16 protein-coding genes are annotated in these 20,479 nt (G+C 36.6%); 4 read left to right on the forward strand and 12 right to left on the reverse strand.

Features of this window, described 5'->3' with window-relative positions:
• From AB3G38_RS08185 to AB3G38_RS08215, 7 genes are all read right to left on the reverse strand, one after another.
• Positions 1-1,842: an FKBP-type peptidyl-prolyl cis-trans isomerase gene (locus AB3G38_RS08185; RefSeq protein WP_367868005.1), complete on the reverse strand. Its 1,842-nt coding sequence runs from the start codon at positions 1,840-1,842 to the stop codon at positions 1-3.
• Positions 1,842-2,684, reverse strand: coding sequence for a hypothetical protein (locus AB3G38_RS08190; protein WP_367868006.1), 843 nt, complete (start codon positions 2,682-2,684; stop codon positions 1,842-1,844). The genes AB3G38_RS08185 and AB3G38_RS08190 overlap by 1 nt, the downstream gene beginning before the upstream one ends.
• A 4-nt stretch (positions 2,685-2,688) precedes the next feature.
• A complete protein-coding gene (locus tag AB3G38_RS08195; protein ID WP_367868007.1) occupies positions 2,689-3,240 on the reverse strand; it encodes a hypothetical protein in 552 nt (183 codons plus the stop codon).
• A gap of 50 nt (positions 3,241-3,290) precedes the next feature.
• Entirely contained in the window at positions 3,291-4,460 is a 1,170-nt protein-coding gene (locus AB3G38_RS08200; RefSeq protein WP_367868008.1) for an NHL repeat-containing protein, read from the reverse strand.
• A gap of 63 nt (positions 4,461-4,523) precedes the next feature.
• On the reverse strand, positions 4,524-5,906 hold the full coding sequence (locus AB3G38_RS08205) for a RagB/SusD family nutrient uptake outer membrane protein (protein ID WP_367868009.1): 1,383 nt from the start codon (positions 5,904-5,906) through the stop codon (positions 4,524-4,526).
• 10 nt (positions 5,907-5,916) lie between these two features.
• On the reverse strand, positions 5,917-9,627 hold the full coding sequence (locus tag AB3G38_RS08210; RefSeq protein WP_367868010.1) for a SusC/RagA family TonB-linked outer membrane protein: 3,711 nt from the start codon (positions 9,625-9,627) through the stop codon (positions 5,917-5,919).
• A gap of 152 nt (positions 9,628-9,779) precedes the next feature.
• The gene (locus AB3G38_RS08215; protein WP_367868011.1) at positions 9,780-10,970 is read right to left on the reverse strand and encodes a FecR family protein; all 1,191 of its coding nucleotides are present in this window, start codon (positions 10,968-10,970) and stop codon (positions 9,780-9,782) included.
• Positions 10,971-11,149: 179 nt separating this feature from the next.
• Here AB3G38_RS08215 and AB3G38_RS08220 point away from each other — a divergent pair, with 179 nt between their 5' ends.
• Entirely contained in the window at positions 11,150-12,472 is a 1,323-nt protein-coding gene (locus AB3G38_RS08220) for a glycosyltransferase family 2 protein (protein ID WP_367868012.1), read from the forward strand.
• 2 nt (positions 12,473-12,474) lie between these two features.
• Here AB3G38_RS08220 and AB3G38_RS08225 read toward each other — a convergent pair whose 3' ends face one another.
• Positions 12,475-13,053 carry an RNA polymerase sigma factor gene (locus tag AB3G38_RS08225; protein WP_367868013.1) on the reverse strand — a complete coding sequence of 193 codons (579 nt, stop codon included), beginning with the start codon at positions 13,051-13,053 and terminating at the stop codon, positions 12,475-12,477.
• Positions 13,054-13,431: 378 nt separating this feature from the next.
• Between AB3G38_RS08225 and AB3G38_RS08230 the strand changes: the two genes are divergently transcribed.
• The 3 genes from AB3G38_RS08230 (at position 13,432) to AB3G38_RS08240 (ending at position 17,822) form a co-directional block, all read left to right on the forward strand.
• Entirely contained in the window at positions 13,432-15,759 is a 2,328-nt protein-coding gene (locus AB3G38_RS08230) for a family 78 glycoside hydrolase catalytic domain (RefSeq protein WP_367868014.1), read from the forward strand.
• A 754-nt stretch (positions 15,760-16,513) separates the two neighbouring features.
• Positions 16,514-17,092: a Crp/Fnr family transcriptional regulator gene (locus AB3G38_RS08235; protein WP_367868015.1), complete on the forward strand. Its 579-nt coding sequence runs from the start codon at positions 16,514-16,516 to the stop codon at positions 17,090-17,092.
• Positions 17,093-17,414: 322 nt separating this feature from the next.
• Complete coding sequence (locus tag AB3G38_RS08240) at positions 17,415-17,822, forward strand: MauE/DoxX family redox-associated membrane protein (RefSeq protein ID WP_367868016.1); 408 nt, start codon at positions 17,415-17,417, stop codon at positions 17,820-17,822.
• A gap of 4 nt (positions 17,823-17,826) precedes the next feature.
• Here AB3G38_RS08240 and AB3G38_RS08245 read toward each other — a convergent pair whose 3' ends face one another.
• The 4 genes from AB3G38_RS08245 to AB3G38_RS08260 form a co-directional block, all read right to left on the reverse strand.
• On the reverse strand, positions 17,827-18,036 hold the full coding sequence (locus AB3G38_RS08245; protein WP_367868017.1) for a hypothetical protein: 210 nt from the start codon (positions 18,034-18,036) through the stop codon (positions 17,827-17,829).
• Between the two features lie 81 nt (positions 18,037-18,117).
• Entirely contained in the window at positions 18,118-18,618 is a 501-nt protein-coding gene (locus AB3G38_RS08250) for a DinB family protein (protein ID WP_367868018.1), read from the reverse strand.
• 64 nt (positions 18,619-18,682) lie between these two features.
• Positions 18,683-19,636, reverse strand: a complete 954-nt coding sequence (locus AB3G38_RS08255) for a helix-turn-helix transcriptional regulator (RefSeq protein WP_367868019.1) — start codon at positions 19,634-19,636, stop codon at positions 18,683-18,685.
• A gap of 83 nt (positions 19,637-19,719) precedes the next feature.
• A complete protein-coding gene (locus AB3G38_RS08260) occupies positions 19,720-20,364 on the reverse strand; it encodes a DUF1269 domain-containing protein (protein ID WP_367868020.1) in 645 nt (214 codons plus the stop codon).
• Between the last annotated feature and the right edge of the window lie 115 nt (positions 20,365-20,479).

The raw sequence follows: 20,479 nt of genomic DNA on the forward strand, positions 1-20,479 counted from the left end.
TTATTTAATAATTTTTAACAGTTCCAGTTCAAAAACAAGTGTACTATTGGGTGGAATCGTACCTGAGTTTGAACCTCCTCCATAAGCAAGATGAGCAGGAATATAAATAATCCATTTAGAGCCAACCGGCATTAGCTGTAAAGCCTCAGCCCATCCTTTAATTACACTTCCAACATTTTCAACAATGTATGGAATTCCCTTTTCTAAAGAGCTGTCAAAAATCTTTCCGTTAACCAATGTTCCTGTGTAGTTCACACTAACTTTATCCGTCGCAAGGGGCTTAGCGCCTTTGCCTTGACGGATAACTTTATACTGTAATCCTGAGGGTAAAACGACTACGCCCTCTTTTTTTCGGTTCAATGATAAAAAAAGATCATTTTCCTCAGCTGAAGGTCCTTTCATTGACTCTTGCGCTGTTCTTTTTGCTTTTGCTACATCAGCCAAATTACCATTAACCAGCATTCCGCCATTAACTTCTGTAAATACAAATTTATCAACTACTCTTTCTTCCTCGTTCAGATCCAAACCATAACGCTGTAGTGCCTTTTTCAGACCTGCAATATCTGTCCATGAAGAGAAATTTAAATCCAGATCTACCTTTTCAGTATAAGAAGTCTCATCAAAAACATATGGATTACCAGCTTGCTGGTTTATTTGTTTAATGAGCGTACCCAAGGGAGAATCACGAAGCTGATGTACAGACCCTTTTGTAATTAAGCGATCGTCATATTCATCGGTCAGACTACGTTTGCTTTTTAACGGTATACTTTTATCAGTACGCACCATAATTAAAACCTTCTCTTTCCGCTTTTCCCAACGGGCATGTAAACCAAATAATTGATCCAAATCAGCAATTATAGTTTTATGAACATCAACATCAGTTTGTCCGCTATCTGGATTTAATGATTCAAAACAGATACCATTTGTTCTCAGCCAACCTTGAAAACCATCAGAGCCCTCAGTGAAAATATATTTAGATTTATCCTGAACCTCCCAGATAATCTGGTTTGGCTGTATCAGAAAAGATGGCCTGATCAAATCTCCGGAGTTTATTACCTGACTCCAGTTGATCAGGTAAGCATTATAAATTGGGTGGTTCAGAAAAAAAGCACGGATTGTTTTTTTCCGCTGATCTCTAACAATACCTGCTCCACCTATACCTTCAGAATTTACACCGTCTTTGTAATCACTGATAGCTGCATATTTTATAAACGCTGATGCAGTGTCGAGCTGCCCCGGATCAGGAGTAAAAATTGGTTCTCTGGTTCCATCAAAAACATAAAAATCATTCTTTACCGGCCAGTTGATCTGCTGTCCGCTAAGTACCCTCTGTATATTGTCAGCCTCTACGTAATCGGAAGAAGTAATACCGACTACTTTACCTTTATAGATCCATACTTCATGTGGAATAGTACGGTGTTTAAAGTAAGCAGCAAAAACTTTATCTTCTACAACAGACGGCAATAATAAGTTTTTAATTTTTTTATTGTTCTTCCAGAAAGTTATTACATAGTCCATCTTTTCATATGTAACAGGCAGAATTTTTATTTTCTGACCAAATTTCTTTTGTAAAGAATCCATTTTTGGAAGTGCTAATACACAACCAACACAGCTTGTTGCCCAGAAATCTATGATTAACAATTGATTCCTGTAATCGGAAGTCCTGGCAGTTGCTTTATTTGTATTAATAAGCTTCTTAATTAGAAAATCAGGTAATGAATCTCCTATAGACAGATTTGACAGATTAGCAGTCTTCTGTTCAGGCACTTTATAAGTCTGCTGTGCATTAGCATTAAAAAATAATATAAGTAGCGGTAAAGTTAATATATTGATTAATCTCATTATTTATTTTTTTTGATAACGAACATTTCTATTTCACGCATTCCCTCTGTTAATTCCAGATCATAACGGTGCAATTGTTTACGTAAAGCATCGAGGTTTGTCCAGGAATCAATTTTAAGATCCAGATCAACAGGATCTTTATAACCTGTTTCATCCACCAGTGATGGGAGGCCCGCTGCTGTAAGAGGCAGGCTCAAACGATCAATAGGTACATTATTAAAATGTCCTTTCATATCATATTTGCTTTCGCCTTTCTCTGCAGATTTAATTTTATCGGTAGTTGAAGACCGTGTAAGTACAAGTGTTTTAACTAAACGTTTTTCCATACCAAAAGTAACTCCAAACAAGTTGGTAAGATATTCATCTAATACTTTGACATCTTTGATTGTACCCATCGGAAGAGCTAGTTCATAACAATATGCATTTTTTCTCATCCACTTTTCCTTATCTCCATATTTGATATCATAAATATATCTGGATGGATCATCTACTTCCAGCAGTATATTATTAGGCTTTAACATTCCATGGGAAAGTATATCAGCAATGGATAGATTGTACATGGTTATTAACTGGACGCCAGCTATTGCATTGTTAATTGATTTGAAATTTAAACCAAATCCTGCATCTATTGGTTGAACCCCTTCTCTATACCCAGTCAGAACAGAAAAACGCAAAAATTTATTTTTATTACTCAATTGCTCTTGTTGTAATTTAAATACAGGTTTCTGATAATCAAAATCAAAAAGTGGCTTCTGATATTGAAAAGAAATGGTATCTGTTTGTCCTGCTCCCTTTAAAGAAAGCAGGATCAAAAAAGTTCCGAAATAATATTTAAATCTCATTGATTTAATTCAAATTAAAATTATAAGAAATACGTGCCCCTGCAAAAGAATATGACCTTCCAGATGAGCCAATGTAAACTGTCTCATATTTAAGCAGCACATCAAAATGTTTTGAAGTTTTAAAGCCTACACCAGGTACATAGGTAAAATATTTTTCTCCACTTCCCCCACCCTGACCATCGCCATGATCTCTGCCACCATAAAATGATATTCCTGCCTGTCCTGAAGCATAAATTAAGGGTGTAAAATAATATTTCAAACCCGCTAAAAGTGGTATAAAAGGAACTCCCTTCCCGCCACGTTTAGCTATAAAATTAAGATATCCGGCGTTTCCTGTAATTCCGATTCTTTTAAGTGCCGGATACTCTGCCTGTAAAGATGCTCCTGCAACTAAAGACGAATAAGTTGATACATAACCTGCAGGAACTCCTATATCTCCGCCTAAACTATAAGTGATTCTATTTTTGTTTTTTTTCTGCTCCTGTTCCTTTTGTTGAGCATTAGTGTTCAATATTGATACCGTTACAACAATTATTGCTAATATTATTTTTTTCATATGATTATTAAAATGGAATAAAATTTAAGTGCTTGTGATGTCCTTTATGATTACGGATTTCCCCAGGATTTTGGATTATTCCAATTATTAATGGGTTTAGCTGCACTATTATTTATATTTTCAACTTTCCGAATTTTATTAGTTTCAGTAAAATAAACATCGCCAGCAGCACTAGCAGTTATTCCAGCTGGAAAGCTTACCTCTGAAACCTCTTTTATTCCATCTATAGAACCGTTTTTACCATCACCTGCTAATGTTGATACAAAACTTTCCGGAGTAACTTTACGAATACGGTGGCCCGATTGATCAGTAACATATATATTACCAGCTGCATCACAAGCGAGACCAGTAGGGTAATTAAACTGCGCAGTGAGTCCTATGCCATCATTATAAGGACGAAAATCAGCATATGCTGTCAGCCCATCTCCTGCCCATGTACTCGCAATTCCTGCAGGAGTAACCTTCCAGATATAATTTCTGGTTTGATCTGTAACATAAACATTACCAGATGGATCAACTGTAAGACCAGCCAATATAAAACCAAAACGAGCTTCATTCGCAGGTCCATCATAACGCTCTTGATAAAAGATAACTTCATTTTGAGTTCCCGCATAATTGCTTACCATCCCATCTGGAGTAATTTTACGAATAACTGAATAATCTGCTACATATAAATTACCGTTTTTATCAATTCCAATCCCAGTTGGACTTTGAAATTTAGAAGTAGCGACCGGTCCATTTACTAAACCAGCCTGTCCATTTCCAGCATAGGTAGTAACAACACCGCTGGGAGTGATTTTACGGATAACGAAATTACCGTAATCTGATACATACAAATTACCAGAACCATCTATTGTTATACCTTCGATATAACTAAATTGAGCTTTTGTACCTTCTCCATCAACATAACCATTATTCCCACTACCCGCAAAAGTACTAACTACACCTTCAGGAGTTATTTTACGGATGCGGAAATTATAATCGTCAGCCACGAATATATTTCCAGTAATGTCAATTACCAAAGAACTTGGCCTGTAAAATACAGATTTCACACCTAATCCATCCAGATATCCGCCAATCACTCCTCCGCTGCCTGCAATGGTAGTCACCTTATTTATTGGAGCCTGGACTATTACTTCTTCTGGTGCAACTTTCTTACACCCGCCTGCTGCTAAAATTGCCACTAAACTTAAACCTGTCAACTCAAGCCATCTCATCATTTGTTTCATGTTAGGAATTGTTTATACTTATTATTTAAATTATTGATAAATTGAATACATATTCTACCGGGGATTCTGTTCAATACCTGCACCCTTTATAACTTCATCTGGAATCAGTAGAACATATCGTAAATCATTTGGAGGTAAATCATAATTTTTATCAAGATTTCTTCTCAGCGTTTTTGCAAAACGTGTATCCTTATTTAACCGGCGTAAATCTGTCCAGCGTTGCCCACGCATAACTAATTCTTTTCTACGCTCTGTCAATACTTTTATTAATGCATCTTCAGCATTACTTGCAACCATATTTACATAGGTTCCAGTTACCCATCTTGTAGCCAACAATGTATTTAAGTCTGCCATGGCTTCAGCAGGTTTATTCGTCCTCGCATAACATTCTGCCCGAATCAGATAAAGTTCATCTACTGCTAAACCATTAAAAAAATCAGAAGATAAAAATGAACCTTCATAATTTCCAGTAAAACGATAATTAGGTCCAATACCAATTTTTTTAAAAAAGATCTGACCTCTTAAATCATTCTCAGCATAAGATGCCACCAAATTAAGATCGATCATAGCGGTGTTAATATTAGGAACCAGAGTTGTGCCTTTAGCAGTTATCGAATGAAAAATAACTTCTTTGTTAAATCGCGGATAAAAAGGAGTATTAGAGCTGGCTTCTACATCCAGATTATAATTTAACAATTGATGGTTTAACTGTAGTGCTGCTGCTGCAGCACTCAATGCACCTGGATAATTTTCCATAGATAAATAGGTTCGGGCCAGCATAGCATAAGCAGCTGTTTTGTTTGGCCGCGTTGCCACACTGGAAGTTACAGGCAAAAGATTAACAGCATCCTGAAGGTCCTGAATTATCCTGTTATAAGTTTGCTGAACAGTACCACGCACTGAAACATCATTAATATCAATAGATGTTTTTACTGGAATTCCCATATCCTGGCCAGCAGTCGCAGCTGAATAGGGTTTACAATATAATTGAGCTACATTCCAAAGCGCATAAGCTCTGTAAAATAAAGCCGATCCTTTTAATGTATTCAAAGTTACAGGATCTGTAGATCCTGTTTGTAATTTCTGAATGGTTTCTAAAACCAAATTTGCCTGAAATACAACTGCATATGGATTTTTCCATTGCGGAGTAGAACTTTCCCTTCTTGCATTGGCTGACCAGATATACAAATCACGGTCCTCTGGATTAGTGAGTCTATTATAACTATCAGTCAATAGATAATAATCATCTGCAGAAAGTTCACCGTCATTTGGATAACCTGTGTTCATAATGGTGTAATTATCAAGTAATAACTGGCAATCCTCAGCTGTTTCTGCAAAACGCTGTGTATTAACTGTTTTAACATCCAGATATTTCTTGCAGGAACTCATCATCAGGCTGAGCATAACAACAGCTAACAAAATTTTATAAATCTTCATTTTTTTAATTTTAAAAATTAGCACTAAAACCAAGAGTATAGGTTCTGGGTATAGGAAAATCGTAAGTATCAGGATCAAGACCTTGCTTATTTGCTCTCCAGATCACACCGAGATTGGACACATTGGCATTAATTCTTGGATTTTTAATTATCCAGGACTTTTTATTGATGGAGTAGGTCAAATTAATTTCTTGCAACCGTATATGATCACCTTTTAAAACATTAATCTCGGATAATCTGTAAAAGCCATCTCTGGCACTACTTAGGGGAAAAGTAAGTGATGGTACATTAGTTCTATTTTCATCACCAGGTTTTTGCCAGCGATTTCCATATTCTCCAGGTTGCAGATAATTATCGCTATATAGCAAATTATACTGAACCACATCTAAAGTTGATTTCCTGAAATAATAACCTAATTTGTATAGTAAATTTGCTGAAATTGAAAAATTACGATAGGTAAATGTATTTCGGAAAGATCCAAAATAGACAGGTACTCTTGAACCAAAGTACTTTAAACTGCTAATTGGTGCTGATCCAATACTGTTATAAGCATCAGATCCTGCATTAGTATTATCTATAGTTACTATATTACCATTTAAATAGCCTCTGGGATCACCTGTTTTAGGATCTAATCCAGCCCATTTAAAAGCAAATAGACGGGAAAGATCAGCTCCTTCATTGATAACAAATGCATTAGATACAAGATCATTTGAGCTATAAGCAATCGGAGAATATAATTTGGTAACTTTGACCTTATTGTAACTGAATAAGAAATTACTGGTCCAGCGGAATTCTCCTGCCCGCAGGTTTAAAGAATTTAATGTAAAATCGACTCCTTTACCAAATAGGTTTCCAGAATTGGTAACCATTTCGCTGAAACCAATAGTAGGATCAACTCTATTACTTGACAATAGATCAGTCGTTCTTTTTTGATAATACTCAATACTCCCTGATAAACGTCCGCCTTTAACACCAAAGTCTAACCCAAAATTTAATACCGCGGTTTTTTCTGGCCTGTATTTAATATTTGAAGCATTACCTGGAGTTAAATAAGGAAGAAGATTCCCATCAAAAACAAAACTAAGTGGTGTATAAGCTAAAACTGGTCTGCCGGAGGTAGCAGGATTTACATTTCCGTTGTATCCGAAAGTGGTTCTTAACCTAAGGGTTGGAAGGAAAGAAAAATTATAAAATTTCTCATTATTTATACTCCAGCTAGCTCCAACGGAGTAGAAGGGAGTACCTCCGATATTTCCCATTGAATTGAATACACTGGATAAATCTCTGCGGAAACTTGCTGAAACTGTATATTTATTTGCAAAAGTATAGGCGGTATTAGCGAAATAACTAATTGTTCTGTCCTTGGATTCTGACATCACAGTTCCCGGAGGGTTTAATTTATCAGCTCCAGCTCCAGTATAAGGATTCGCAAATAATAGCAGATAGCCATAATTAAGATTCAGCCTGTTTTCTGTCGATAAATCACCTTCATTATATCCTAAATATCCATTCGACGTTAATAAGCCATAGCTATTTGAAATATCAACTCCTGCAATTGCAGAAATACTATGCTTTTCGTTCCAGGTTTTATTAAAATTTAACTGTCCTCTTAATGTTTGATTATTAGACTTATTGACTGATTTAAAATATTGACCACCTAATGGTAAATTTCTTGTACCCGCCACTAATGGTTGAAGAGTATAAAGGTCATAGCCATTTACCGGAGTCGTAAATAAGTTAATCTTATCCCGCATATACCAGGAATTTTGTCTCGACAAATCTGTTCCTTCAGAATAACCCACATTGTAGTTATAAATTACATTTGCAGACAACGAAGGAAGTACCTGATAATTCGCACCAACATTAATATTGGCATTATGCGTTTGAGACTTATTATATCCCTCATTGATATCTTCTAATGGTCTATATTGATAATTCAACAATTTATCTCCATAAGTTGAAGATAATAAGTCAAGAAATTGCGGGCTGTAGGATTTAGCTACCACCAATGGATTGCCCTGGTTATCTGCCAGTTTTGTATAAGGTAAAATAGTTCCGCTTATAGTTCCATTAAAGGAATCAGTGCTTGCTTGCGCGTTTGTATTAATCTGACCATAAACAACGTTCGCACTTAGCTCAAGTTTAGCCAAAGGTTTAACAGAAATCCCATAATTTACCCCTCCACGATTTGAAGAAGATTTTACCGTATTATTTAAGGATCTATCGTAATTGACAGACAAACGTTGTGCGAACTGCTGACTTCCTCCTGAAATTGCTAATGAATAAGATTGCCTGAAAGCATTACGGAAATAATATTTATTAAGGTCATTTCTTACATCATTTCCTCTTAATTCATCCAAAAGAGAATTTGCCTGTCCAGAAGTAAGCTGACCTCTTTTCAACCTGTTGGCAATATCAGCAACTGGGGAAATTGCGAGCTGAGCAACATTAATCTGGGGATCAGGAATGTAGGTACTTTCATCATTCACATCATAAGGTCTGGGATAATCTTTTTGATATTTAGTAAGCTGTGCATCCACATAATCAGACATACTCATTGTTTTTTTGTAGAAAAGATCAAGTTTTTCAGTCAGATTGAAATTGGAGTTAAACGAAATCTGCAAAGGGTTTTGATAACTTCCTTTTTTTGTTTTTACTACGATTACGCCATTTGCTGCCCTGGAACCCCAGATAGAAGCTGCTGCTGCATCCTTTAAAATGGTGACACTTTCCACATCGTTCGGATTAACCTGGTCAATTGAATAAGGACTGGCAATCCCGTCGATAACAACCAGAACCCTGCCGCTATTGTTATCTGATCCGGCAATTGTTAACGTATTTTTACCGCGGATAGTCAAATTTGTAAGTGGAGATCTGGAAGTAATATTGGCTCTGTTAGCTGAATTGACTGGCGTCAGGTCATTTCTAAAGTCCATACTGGTTGTAATACCTTCCAAACGTTTCAACAAATTCGGATCGGTATTATGCTGCAATTGTTCTTTACTGATTACTTCAAATGAGCCCGTGGCCCGCTCTTTTGGTATATCCTGATAACCATTACTTGCAATCGTTACTTCACCCAATTGAATATTAGATTGAGGGCTCATCCTCACCACAATCATTTCTCCTGATTTCTGGCCGGATAAGGAAACTTCTTTCGTATTATATCCTATATAAGAGACAACGAGGATACTCATTTTTGTACCATATCGCTCAAAATAACCGGTTTCTGTAGCTATAGAGGTTTTTCCTCCGCCTTTTAAACGTATAGTCGCTCCCGGTAAAGGTTTACCATTTTCGTCCAGCACTCTGCCTTTATAAACGATAGAATCCTGAGACAGTTTACCTGCAGGCTCCCCCATAGCTAAACGTTGTTTAATAACAATACTATTGTCTTCAATCGCAAATGTTAAATTTTGTCCCACAAGGCATTGAGCCATAACTTCTTTAAGGTCGGTCTTATTGAAATTCGCATTAATAGTCCGGCTTTCATTTAACTTTTCAGACTGCCACAATACATCGTATCCGGTTTGTCTTTTGATTTCTTTGAAAAGTTGTGTGATTTTTATCTTGTTTTGGTTCAGGGTTATTTTCTGTCCATAAATAGCACCGGACACTTGCATCATACCCACAAAAAACAAAATAATCATCAGTCTCATTACTAATAAAAATTTATTCAGGTTGCCGGTCAGGCGTCCCGAAAGTTTAGTATAATAATTCATACCTTTATCTGCTTGGTTTTTTTTGCAAAGAGAAGTATTTACTAGGTTCAGCTCTTTGCATCGGTAATTGGTTGTTTAAATCTTTACTATAACCAAATAGTTAGGGGTGTTAGAGCACCCCTGACTTATTTGATTTTCATTTGAGTAGCGCTTCATTGCATAACTATAATCCTCCTCCCCATTATCTTAAAGTGAATCGATTCTGTTAACTCCAGCTTTCTCAAAACTTTAGAAACATCACTATATTTAGAGAGTGTTCCACTAAATAACAGCTTATTTAATTTTTCTCCCCGCGGGTTTTCGATTTCTACATCATACCATCTGGAAACCTTTCTTAAAATACTTCCAAGTTCTTCTTTCTCAAACATGAAATATCCATTTTTCCAGGCAACAGCTTCATCGGTATCGACATTTTTCACTTTAATTTCCGGTTCATCATCTTTATAGATTGATGATTGTTGTCCGGGTCTGATAATTTTATAGGTATTTGCAAAAGGACTGATTACTTTAATACTTCCTTCAAGTAAAGTAGTGCTGACAACAGGTTCATTTGTATAAGCATTAACATTAAAATGTGTACCCAAAACTTCTATTACCTGTTTGCTTGAAGAAACCAAAAAAGGTTTGGTTACATTTTTAGTAACTTCGAAATAGGCTTCTCCATCTAATTCAACTTTGCGTTCGCCAGGACCGAAGGCAGAAGGATAACGTAGGGAAGATGCCGCATTGAGCCAGACTTTTGTTCCATCAGAAAGAATCAATTGAAATTGCCCTCCTTTAGGAGTTTCTATTTTATTATAAGTTATTTTTTTAGTTGAAGGAGACGTCGCAGCGCGTTGATATACTAATTGACTATCTCTGTTTTTAGTAATTACGACTCCCGATTGGTTAGCGACTTCTCCGTTTTTCAGATCAGTCAGAAATATTTTAGATCCATTAGCCAAAGTTAAAACAGCTTTGTTTCCGCCTGGTGTAATCTTCGCTATTTGCTGGGTATTCACAGGTTTAAACTTTGTTTGATTTCGCTGATATAGATAAAGACTCATGGGAATCACGAAAGCAGCTGCAGCAGCCATGTACAGATATTTCGAAAATGAACGCGCAGTCTTCATGTTACCAGCAGAAACTCTAGTTTTTTTTTCGATTTCATAATTAATATTCCAAAGCATACGGTCATGGATATTTTGTATCTCTATGCTATCCATAGATTCAAAAATATCTTCAGAATCCTGGAACAGATCAAAATATTCTTCCACAAATAATAATTGAGCTTCGTCTGCGGTACCATCTAAATAGGCTTTAACCGCTTTTAAAAATTCGTCTTTAACTTTTTTTGAATTCATTTATTTGGTGTACTAATGATAACCCTATATTAATACAGTATATAAAAACGGGTCAATCTCCCATGCCTGTTGAAAATATTTTTTTAATAAAGACCAGAAATCCTTTAAAAGCCGTTTTTTGGGACATTTGTCCCTCCTTATCTTTTCTATTCTTGCCTAAATTGTAAAAAAACCTGAATATGAATTTACCACTCGTTTCGTGTATAATGCCGACAGCAAACAGGCAAATATTTATCCCTTACGCCATTGATTATTTTCTGCATCAGGATTATCCTCATGTGGAATTGATTATCATTGACGATGGACAAGAATCTATAAAATCATTACTTCCAAAACATCATCAAATTCATTACCATTACCTTAATCCTACAAACAGTAGTATTGGTACACTAAGAAATTTAGCTTGTGAAACAGCTTCCGGAGAAATTATTGTTCATTGGGATGATGACGATTGGTACGCACAAGATTGGGTAACTCAACAAGTAAATGCACTAAACAGCTCAGGCGCGGATATTACCGGTCTGAATAATATTAATTATTTCTCTACCTCCCTGAATAAAATAAGAAATTACAAAAACATTGAAAAAGAACCAACATGGGTATATGGCGCTACCTTGGCTTATAGAAAAAAATTCTGGGAGAAACATAAATTTAAAAACTTAATCACAGGAGAAGACAATGATTTTATCTGGAGTTCAAAGGCAATAGTATATGCACATAATTATGTTGAAGGATATCTCGGTATTATACATAACGATAATCTGGTTGCTCAATTTGATGAAAATCCTAAGGAAAAACTACAATTAGAGAAATGGATAAAAGAAATTGATGGCCCGCAGAAATGTAAAAAGCATTCCATTCTTTCCATTAGTTCCGATTTACCTTTAGTTAGTTGTATAATGCCTACTGCTAACCGTAAAAATTTCATTCCTTCCGCAATAGAAAACTTCTTAAAGCAAGATTATATGAATACCGAATTAATTATTATTGATGACGGAAAGGAATCTGTACAGGATTTGATTCCCAGTAACCCGCGCATTCACTATTTTTATTTCGAACCACTTGGTACAATTGGTGCTAAACGCAATATGGCTTGTGAAATAGCCAAAGGAGAAATAATAACCCATTGGGATGACGATGACTGGTATGCTCAAGACTGGATTTCTCATCAGGTGCAAGCATTAATCAGTTCTGATGCAGACATTTGCGGCATCAACCAGGTGCAATTTTTCTCACCTTCCCTTAATTCTTACTGGATGACCAAAAACAGTAACTCAAAGAGGCCATGGTTAACTGGGGCCAGCTTGATTTACAGAAAATCTTATTGGGAGAAACATACCTTTAAGGATTTACAAATTGGAGAAGACGATGATTATGTAAGAAATTCAGGAGGTAAAATTTTTGCCCACGATTATTTTCAGGGCTTCATAGCTACCCTTCATTCTTCAAATACCAGCATCAAGTTTTTCGAAGATCAAAAGGATAAAACTAAAAATGATTAAAATTATATGAAATAAAAAAATGCCATAATTCTATTCAGAAAAGTTCTTAAATCAGAGAAAGAATGAAGTAATTGGTTTTGTACCGTTTTCTGTGAAATATTCAGCAGTTCACTGATTTCTTTGGTAGAACGGTCATCTATATACTTCATCTTGAAAATTTCCGCCCGTTTTACAGGTTGCATGGCCAGCCAGACCGAAATACACCATTTAAGTTCTTTCTCTTTAAATAAAGAATCTGCCTGAAGTGATGATAAGAGCAAATGGTCAAGCGGGACTTCAAAATGAGGTACCGCCTCACCTTTTTTATAGCGTATATATACCTGATAACGAACAGCCCCGATAAGATAGGCATAGATATTCTCAATGTTCTTTTTTTCTTTTTTCATCCATAGATCACTAAAAACATCCTGAACAATCTCTTCCACCAACTCCATATTCCGTAACCGTTTAAAGGTTTCATTATAGAGTTTTTTCCAATACCTTTCATAAATCTCTTCGAATGCAGCCCTGTCTCCTGCTGTCAGATAAGCAGTTAATTCTGCGTCAGAATAAGCATGATAAACCAATTGTGCAGATCTCATATTCTTATAGCTAAAATGTTAAACCTTAATTTTTTCAGTCCCCGATAAAAATCTATTTGCTAAATTTCCTGTTTTAACTTAAAGAAGCAGAAAGTTGATTTTTGCTAAATGCATTTAAAAATTAATAGCCGTGTTTTATTTAGAAAACGATGAATTCCAGATCAATGTATTTATAGCTAAATAAAAACTAACTACCTAAAATATAAAGAATTATGTAGATTAGCCCCGCCGATTTTTACATTTACACATATGTATAGAATCGGTTTTTTCACCATTTTAGTAGAACCAAATATATCCAACACCTTTGTATAAACTGAGCTTATGAAATTCAGATTAATCCTTATGATATGCACCATATTTTGTGGCGCAAATCAGGTTATGAGTCAGGCACTGCACCCCATTAATCCACAATTACTTAAAAGTGAATGGCCGGCATCCTGGATTACTTCCCCGGCAACACAACAGCGCGAATACGGAATCTATCATTTCCGAAAAACCTTTCTCCTGCCCACAGCCACCAAACCCAAATCTTTCTTAATTCATGTAAGTGCAGACAATCGCTATCGCCTGTTTGTAAACGGTATAGCAGTTAGTTCAGGCCCTGCCCGGGGTGATCTGTTTAACTGGTTTTTTGAAACTATAGACATTGCGCCTTATTTAACTGAAGGAGAGAACATTCTAGCCGCACTGGTATGGAATATGGGTAACCTCGCCCCTGTTGCCCAGGTATCTAATCAAACAGCTTTTGTATTGCAGGGTAATTCCCCGGCAGAACAGCTGGTTAACACCGATTTGAGCTGGAAAGTCAAAAAAAGTAAAGCCTATACTCCTTGTTCACTGGATAATGGAGAAAGATTAAAAGCTTACATGGTTGTTGGCCCGGGAGACCAGGTGGATGGTCAATTATATCCATGGGGCTGGGAAACCCTTGAATATAACGATGCATCCTGGAACGCTGCTGCTGAGCTCACACATCCTCAGCCTGTAGGTTACGGAACTGACAATCTCTGGACCTTAGCACCAAGAAACATCCCCTTATTAACAGAAAAGATATTGCGCTTTCCGCTCATCCGGCGTACAAACAATATTAAAGTAACTAAAGACTTTCTAACAGGAAAAAGGCCAATCACAATTCCGGCTAATCAAAGAGTTAGTATTTTGCTGGACCAGCAGGTCATGACGGCTGCCTATCCCGAAATTATAGTTTCGGGTGGCAAAGGATCAAGAATCAAATTAACTTATGCTGAAGCATTATTTGATAAACAAGACCATAAAGGGAACAGAAATGAGATAGACGGTAAAGAAATCAAAGGAAATTACGATGTTTTTATTCCCGATGGCGAAGGCAATAGAAAATTCCGCCCTTTATGGTTCAGAGCTTACCGCTATTTGCAACTGGACGTAATGACTGCCGGTGATCCATTAGTTTTGAACGATATATATGGAATGAAAACTGGTTATCCTCTTCAAATGAAAGCCACATTTTCCAGCAATGATCCTTCATTACAGGAAATATGGAAGGCAGGCTGGCGCACCGCACAACTTTGCGCCGGAGATATGTATTATGATACACCTTATTATGAACAACTACAATACACAGGCGATAGTCGCATACAGGCGCTGATCTCACTTTATACCTCTGGTGATGACAGGCTTATGCGCAAAGCGATTCTGGATTTTTATCATTCCCGCACTCCCGAAGGATTAACACAGGGCCGTTATCCAAGTAACAGGCTGCAAATTATTCCAACTTTCTCTTTATTCTGGGTATCTATGGTCCATGATTATTGGATGCACCGCCACGATGATGCTTTTGTAAAACAATTTCTTCCGGCTATTCATGAGACACTGGAATGGTTCCACAGCCGCGTTGACCAGAAGAAAAAGATGTTAGGTCCGCTCACCTGGTGGAATTTTGTGGACTGGGATAACTTCAATAGCTGGGGTACTGCGCCAGGAGCAGATCAGGGAAATTCTTCGATCATTACTTTGCAGTATGCCTATACATTAAATCAAGCTGCAGAGCTGTTCAGAGCCTTTAACCATCCCGTTCAGGCAGATGAACAGGAAATGCTGGCTTTGGAATTGAATGACCATACTTACTGGTATTGTTATAATGAAGCAAACGGTTTGATGGCAGATACTCCCGAAAAGCTAACTTACAGCCAACATGCAGGTATTTGGGCCATATTAAGCGGTGGTGTAACTTTAAAGGAAGCACAAATCTTGATGAAAAATATCCTGAATGATAAATCGATCGGTCAGGTAACCTTCTTTTACCGGTTCTACCTTACACAAGCCTTAAAAAAAGCCGAAATGAGCGATCTCTATTATCAGGAACTCAAGCCATGGAGAACCATGCTGAAAATGGGATTAACAACCTTTGCAGAAAAACCCGAGCCAACAAGGTCTGATTGTCATGCCTGGAGTGCAAGCCCGGATTATGATTTTCTGGCTACAATCTGCGGCATTATGCCGGAAACATCTGGTTTTAAAACAGTGCTGATTAAGCCTTCTTTAGGTGAACTAAATGAAGTAACGGGGACAATGCCCATTCCTTCAGGAAAAGTATCAGTTAAGCTAAAAAGAACTGGAAAAGAGGGAATTCGTGCAGAGCTCATATTACCTGAACAAACCTCAGGAACATTTAACTGGAAAGGGAAAGAGATCAGATTACGTGGAGGTAAACAAATCGTCACCATATAAACTAATTTGTCTAATTTATTTCTATAAGCTATATACTAAAATCAAACATGTAATATAAAATCCGGCGGTATAAAATCTAAGTTTTACATATTAATATTCACATCTGCTACTTTTTTCACCTGGTCAATTCATATCCGGAAAAACTATTCCCCCTATTAAAACAGGTAAGATCAGTGTTATAAATTCAGTATATCAATTGACTCTTAAAGCGTTTAATTTCAATTATAAAACATATATAATTTTGATAATTAACTAATTACAAAAAAAAACATTACTAATTAATGCAAATTATAATTTTTACTTTCCAACTTTATAACACGAATAATAATTAGAAAAGAGGTTAATAAAAAAAGAGTTATAATCAACAAGTCAATATTGGATGTGACAATTGACACATCATCTATATGTGTATAAAATCAAAGAATTTTCCCCAGAAAAATTCCACAACATTTTTAAAAACATCAGATTAATAAGGTTCTAAGCAATGTTTTTAGTATAAAGAGAATATAAAGTTCTTAATTGATAGAGAATTGTTAATACATTTATTTTGATAATAATTAAAGTAAATGATATTTTTCGTATTTTGTTGATTATTAACCTATAACATCGTATATGCACATCAAATTACTTGTCCCTACTTAACAATAAAATATTGAGTCATTTTATAATGATTTGCATAAAATCTAGACTTTAAGTGCAGATCATATTTACAAACTAATTAATAATTCGTGTCATTTTTAAATAATAATATGAAATGGAAAATAAGGAATTGTTCAGACTGCTGGCAGGAAAAAATTCTTTGCGTTTAGAGTTAGAATTAAAACTCAACGAAATGATTAAGAGGGAGTATTATGCCAAAAGTCAGATTATCTTAAAACCAGGACAGATCCCTAACCGTGCTTGGTTTATTGAAAAAGGATCTGCTATGGGATTTGTTTTTAAAGAAGAAAAGAAAGTACCTTTTTGGTTCTGGAATGAGAGTGAAATTATGGTTCCGCTCAACAGCTTTTTCAATCAGATTCCCTCAGAAACTTATATAGAACTCCTGGAGCCTGGTATCCTTTTGTCCATATCTTTTGATGACGTGCAGGAAATATTGCTTAGTTTCCCGGAATCGAATGAATATGTGCGGAAGATCATGCAAGATTATCAGCAAATGAGTGAGAAAAGAATTCTGGAATTTGCTGCTTATACACCCGAAGAACATTATTTACACTTAATGAGAGATTGTCCTGCAATTTTCAGGAAAGCATCAGTAGAAAGTATTGCCGCCTATCTTGGCATATCCCGAAAAACACTAAACCGCATAAGATCCAGAACAAGAAGATTTTAGATTCAGCAGTTTAACCCGTGCCGTTCCCTTAATACTTTCTTAGGCTATTGATCAGCTGGTACATAACCGGCCTCCCCGAGCTGTATCCCTCTACCAAGGGTTACAGCTTTTTTTTTGGACTATAAATTTAATCCTTTTGGGACATTTGTCCCTTTTTTAGCGCAAAATCCATCCGTAAATTGCCTTCATCAAACAAGATAAATTAACATTCTCTATTAATTGCAGGCTGACAAAAATATGTCTTTACACGTCCTTCTCCAGAACGACTATTTCGTTCAGCCCTGCAATTAATTGATTTGGAATTAACCTAATGTATAAAATTATGAACCTACATCCTTTTATTATCATCATTACCGGAGTGCTCGTCTTGTTATGGGCTTATGCAGCTTTATCAAAATTATTTAATCTGCATCAGTTTCATGAGGCACTGATGACCCAGGTCTTTCCCCGCTGGGTTGGAAAAATCCTTCTTTACGTTTTACCATTGTCCGAGCTTATTGTAGTTGGATTACTGATCATTCCACAGACAAGACTGATTGGCATGTATTCTTCCCTTTTTATGATGGGCGCATTTACACTTTATGTAGGTGGGGCAGTCTTTCAGATTTATGAACAATATCCTTGTGCCTGTGGTGGTCTGTTTGCCAGATTGGGCTGGTACAAGCATTTCAAAGTAAATGTTGTACTTACATTAATCGCACTGGCAGGAGTAATATTAATGGAAATATAAAAAATCAGGCGTTAAGTTCCTCCAGTTTATCTTTCAGCTGATGCAAACGGTGAACAAAAACTTCTGCAGATCTTAATTCAGGATTTATCTTTATATAATTTAAATGTGATTCCAGGAAAAGGGGTAAATTCATAACCATGACCCCTCGTTCCAGTTCAATTTGATCAGGTAAATTTACACCAGTAAAATAGGCTTCCAATTCTTCTATTGACATCTTGCGAAGTTAAAAGAAATATCTAAAAAAAACAGCCTTCATAAATATATGAAAGCTGTTTTTTCAGGAATAATATGCAGTCTATAAATTCGGGTCATCTGCACTTGGCCCATAGCTGCCTGGAAGAGGTATATCCAATAAACGAAGATAAACCCCTAACTGGGCGCGGTGATGAACTATCTGACTCATAGAATGGCGTATAATTTCTCCTTTAGTTTTGGACATAAGCACCTGTTCTCCATTTTTCAATGTCCAGATTGGCAGCAAATCCTCTTCTTTTGCAGCTTGCAGTGCTGTTTTTGCTTCATCCAATGATTTTTCAAAGATCTCAAGCAATGCTGCATTAGAATTCCATTCTGGAGATTGATAGGCCTGATCCGCAAAATTTAACCCATCAGTTTTCAAAGCCATGCTCACCCAACCTGGTAATTCAGCAATATGTCCGGCCAGTTTCCTGATAGACATACTTTTTTCATGAGGTTGCCAATCCTGCTTATCCACAGGAACACGTTCCAGCATTTTACGGGTAACTATTGATTCTTCAGTTAGCTCTTTTAGTAAGTTTTGAATGGTTGACATCATATTTGTTTGATTTGTTGTGTCAAAGAAACAAATGGCAAGTGACAACCCTATGTCAGCAGTTTATTTACAGCGCCAGTTTTTCACCAATACCAGCATAAATACGTTTCACTTTAGCCAGCAAAGCCTCTGGCTGTAAAATAATAGCATGATCAGCAAATGCAATAAACCACCGGGCAAATCCTTCTAAAGAAATAGTAAGAAATTGTATTTCTATTCCATCCTCCAAATGAGTTTCAGCTACATATCCATGATAATATTTTTGCTGTCCAAGATGTGGATAAGCATACTCATCTACTTTAATAATCACCTCTTCCAACTTAACCTCATTAAACATATCACGCAGATAATCCTTCAAAGATGGATGACAGTCATTATAAATTTCCTGGCAAGTGCTGAGGTCTGTGATCCTGTCAAAGCGAAAATCTCTATAGGCTTTTCTTTCTCTGCAATAAGCGATCAGATGCCAGTAATTATCAAGATAAAATACACCTACCGGCTCAATTAACCTTAATGTATGCTCCTGTCTGTAATAAGCGAAATAGTTTAACTGCATTACATTTTTCCCTGCAATAGCATTCAGGATAGTTTGCAAAGGATTATGATGCGCATGAAGTGCAGGTGAAACATGATTAGCCTTTAATACTTCTATTCTGTCATCCAGATTTTCAAGATATTCTTTATCTGCACTTTTCAAAACTGCTCTGACTTTATAAAGTGCGTTACTGTAGGAATGTCCATTTGCAGTATCAGTCAAACCTGCAACCAGTTTTTCAGCAGTAATAAATGCTGTGGCCTCCTCCCGGGTAAACATAACCGGTGGTAATCTGTAACCATCTGTCAGAGAATACCCTACACCTGCTTCACCAATAATTGGTATTCCAGCTTCTTCCAGAGACCTTACATCTCTGTACACCGTGCGCAGGCTAATCTCAAAACGGTCAGCGATATCCTGTGCTCTGATCGTTCTTCGTGATTGCAACTGAATGAGTATAGCAGAGAGACGGTCTATTCGGTTCATAGCCCAAAGCTATAAATTTAGCTAATAAAATTAGCATATTAAATACAATATTGTCCACAACTTTACACGCTATCACAAAAAAATCATCTGTCCTTTTTAAGCCTTTCCAGCCTTTCTTTTTGTTCTTTAACACGAATATCCATACGCTCCTGTTTTTCCTCAGAGTGGGCTTCTAAAGCACCTCTGTCAGCATTATGCCCAGGATGGTTATCTACCCAGTGTGACAATTGATTTTCCCTCAGCGCGACCAGTTTTGCCGGTGCAGGAACAAAAACCTCATCATCTACACCTGTTCTGGTAATATCCTGCGTTAATGGCTCCAGAACAGTATTAACAGGGGTTTCCCAATCTTCCCAAACATGCGCAATTAACAAAGACTTTCCATTAGGAATATTTGCAGAAACTTTATCCAGATAATCTGACACCCCTTCAGCCCTGACCGTATCGCCAACTGAACCTGCAACCATACCAGCACCTATACCTACCAAAAAACCCAGTGGTCCGGCCAGTAAACCAATCAATCCACCAATTATCCCTCCCCCTATTGCACTGTAGCCTTCCGATTCATCTTTAGCAGAACGGATCGCTATATTTCCATCCTGATCCTTGTTGAGAATATAAGTCTCACCCAAAGATATTTCTTGTGAATGAGCTAATTGTTGTATAGCCTGCATTGCTTTAAAAGCTTCTGAATCTGTAGCAAACAGCGCCTGTATTATCTTTTCCATAATTGATAGTTTATTGAATCAAACCTATACCTGTAAAAGCAATCAAAAAGCCATTTTGTTTGCCGCAGCAGGTTTAATATATAACATATCAGCCATTTTATATAATTTTCTTGAA

This window comes from Pedobacter sp. WC2423, assembly GCF_040822065.1.
GTDB lineage: Bacteria > Bacteroidota > Bacteroidia > Sphingobacteriales > Sphingobacteriaceae > Pedobacter.

Coding starts and splice junctions, on each gene's coding strand:
- AB3G38_RS08255 (WP_367868019.1), bottom strand. CDS start 19,636: ATGAACCGAATAGACCGTCTCTCTGCTATACTCATTCAGTTGCAATCA.
- AB3G38_RS08220 (WP_367868012.1), top strand. CDS start 11,150: ATGAATTTACCACTCGTTTCGTGTATAATGCCGACAGCAAACAGGCAA.
- AB3G38_RS08250 (WP_367868018.1), bottom strand. CDS start 18,618: ATGATGTCAACCATTCAAAACTTACTAAAAGAGCTAACTGAAGAATCA.
- AB3G38_RS08215 (WP_367868011.1), bottom strand. CDS start 10,970: ATGAATTCAAAAAAAGTTAAAGACGAATTTTTAAAAGCGGTTAAAGCC.
- AB3G38_RS08240 (WP_367868016.1), top strand. CDS start 17,415: ATGAACCTACATCCTTTTATTATCATCATTACCGGAGTGCTCGTCTTG.
- AB3G38_RS08205 (WP_367868009.1), bottom strand. CDS start 5,906: ATGAAGATTTATAAAATTTTGTTAGCTGTTGTTATGCTCAGCCTGATG.
- AB3G38_RS08195 (WP_367868007.1), bottom strand. CDS start 3,240: ATGAAAAAAATAATATTAGCAATAATTGTTGTAACGGTATCAATATTG.
- AB3G38_RS08245 (WP_367868017.1), bottom strand. CDS start 18,036: ATGTCAATAGAAGAATTGGAAGCCTATTTTACTGGTGTAAATTTACCT.
- AB3G38_RS08185 (WP_367868005.1), bottom strand. CDS start 1,842: ATGAGATTAATCAATATATTAACTTTACCGCTACTTATATTATTTTTT.
- AB3G38_RS08190 (WP_367868006.1), bottom strand. CDS start 2,684: ATGAGATTTAAATATTATTTCGGAACTTTTTTGATCCTGCTTTCTTTA.
- AB3G38_RS08235 (WP_367868015.1), top strand. CDS start 16,514: ATGGAAAATAAGGAATTGTTCAGACTGCTGGCAGGAAAAAATTCTTTG.
- AB3G38_RS08230 (WP_367868014.1), top strand. CDS start 13,432: ATGAGTCAGGCACTGCACCCCATTAATCCACAATTACTTAAAAGTGAA.
- AB3G38_RS08225 (WP_367868013.1), bottom strand. CDS start 13,053: ATGAGATCTGCACAATTGGTTTATCATGCTTATTCTGACGCAGAATTA.
- AB3G38_RS08210 (WP_367868010.1), bottom strand. CDS start 9,627: ATGAATTATTATACTAAACTTTCGGGACGCCTGACCGGCAACCTGAAT.
- AB3G38_RS08260 (WP_367868020.1), bottom strand. CDS start 20,364: ATGGAAAAGATAATACAGGCGCTGTTTGCTACAGATTCAGAAGCTTTT.
- AB3G38_RS08200 (WP_367868008.1), bottom strand. CDS start 4,460: ATGATGAGATGGCTTGAGTTGACAGGTTTAAGTTTAGTGGCAATTTTA.